This is a genomic window from Streptomyces sp. NPDC059456, assembly GCF_042750055.1.
Classification (GTDB): Bacteria; Actinomycetota; Actinomycetes; order Streptomycetales; family Streptomycetaceae; genus Streptomyces.
This window is the reverse complement of sequence record NZ_JBHYVA010001091.1, coordinates 1-1,513: the sequence shown is the minus strand read 5'-3', so window position 1 is coordinate 1,513 and position 1,513 is coordinate 1. Positions and strand designations below refer to the sequence as shown.

The following is a 1,513-nucleotide window of genomic DNA, read 5'->3' as shown; positions in this document are numbered from 1 at the left end:
GGGCGCTGCCGTCGGGACTGCCGCCGGACTGCGGCGGTTAGCCCGCGCCGCACCGGACGGACGGACGGGGCCGGCCGCCGGGGTGGCGGCCTCCCCGTACGGGATCGCGGTCAGCGGCGGTAGAGCCGGCCCGCGATGAGGTGGCCCAGGACGAGGTACGCCACGGCCGCCACGCCGTAGCCCACCACCACCTGGACCCATTCGCGGTCGAAGGTGAACAGGTCGTAGGACCAGCCGGCCAGCCAGGTGGCGGCGTCGTGGACGAACTCCACGAGGCCGTTGCCCCGGTTGGCTTCGAGGAAGTAGAGCAGGATCCACAGGCCGATCGTGAAGGCCAGCACGTCCGCCACCGCGGCGACGACCCGGCCGGCCTGAACGCCTCCACGGGCGTGTACTCCGGTGTGTGTGCGCATGCAGCGCGTCTTGCCCCGTCGGGGTGAGGCAAACCCGAATGGGTCATCCAAGTGGCGCAGTGCCGGGGCCCGGGTGACGCTGCGGGGGACACCTCACTCCCCGGAGGCCCACGTGTCCAAACCCAGCGTTTCCATACCCGGTACCACCCGGTTCCGACGTGCCGTCACCGCCCTGCTCGTGTCCGGCGCGCGGCTCGCCGGCGCCACGGCCTGCGGCAGTGAAGGCGGCCGCCGGAGCCGGGGCGAGGACGCGGCCCTGTCCGTGCCCGCGGCGCCGGCCGCCGAAGCGGCGGCGCCCGAAGCCTGGCAGGCGACGGAAGCGGCGGAGGTCGCGGCGCTCGCGGAGCCCTCGCCCAGCACGAGCGCGGAGAAACAGAAGTTCGCCAAGACGCGCTTCGTCGCCAATGCGGGGCTCGCGGCGGGGGCGACCTACCAGTGGATCATCAAGCCGTACCGTGCGGGCAAGTTCAAGAAGGGTGCCAAGGGGCGTACGTTCGCGCTCATCAAGGCGGGCCTCGCCGGTGCCTTCGCGTACAACCGGCTGAAGGCGGCTGCGGACAACGCCAAGGGCGACCCGCTGCTGTCGAAGGCGATGGTCCCGCTGACGGCGGGCATCGCGTCCCTCAAGGGGCTGGGTGCCAAACTGCGCAAGGGTGACGCGGGCGATGCCGACATCAGCTCCTTCGAGGACGTCATCAACGGGGTCAAGGGCGCCGGGAAGAGCGCGGGCGCGACGGTGACCGACAAGGTGCCGAGCGTGGGCCAGCTGAGCGGCGGCTAGGCCTGCGGATCCCGCAGTGCACGCCGAGCCGACAGGCAGGTAGGCAGGCGGGCAGGCCGGTAGGTGGCCAGGTGGGCCGGACGGGCAGCGTCGCCCGTCCGGCCCGCCGCCCGCCTGCCTGCTTCAATGAGCGGATGATCGAGTTCCTGGTGGCCGCGGCCGCCGTCTTCGGGGTGGGGTGGCTGGTGCGGCGCGAGCTACGCGGGGGGGGGGCGGGCGGCGGGGCCGGGGGGGGGGGTGAGGGGTCGCGAGACAGTGCGGCCCGGTGCAGGGCCCCCCAACCACGGAGTGTCGGGGTGTTGGACGCACGCCCCGCCCC

At 73.6% G+C, this 1,513-nt stretch carries 2 protein-coding genes; one reads left to right on the top strand and one right to left on the bottom strand.

The genetic code is table 11. The features are described from left to right. Positions 1-110: 110 nt before the first annotated feature. A complete protein-coding gene (locus ACFXA3_RS42405; RefSeq protein ID WP_385196856.1) occupies positions 111-413 on the bottom strand; it encodes a hypothetical protein in 303 nt (100 codons plus the stop codon). A gap of 112 nt (positions 414-525) precedes the next feature. On the opposite strand from ACFXA3_RS42405, the gene ACFXA3_RS42400 reads away from it, so the two are divergent. Then, positions 526-1,194: a hypothetical protein gene (locus ACFXA3_RS42400; RefSeq protein ID WP_385196853.1), complete on the top strand. Its 669-nt coding sequence runs from the start codon at positions 526-528 to the stop codon at positions 1,192-1,194. Positions 1,195-1,513 lie beyond the last annotated feature (319 nt).

Excerpts from the sequence above, each read along its gene's own strand:
- ACFXA3_RS42405 (WP_385196856.1), bottom strand. The coding sequence starts at position 413 with ATGCGCACACACACCGGAGTACACGCCCGTGGAGGCGTTCAGGCCGGC.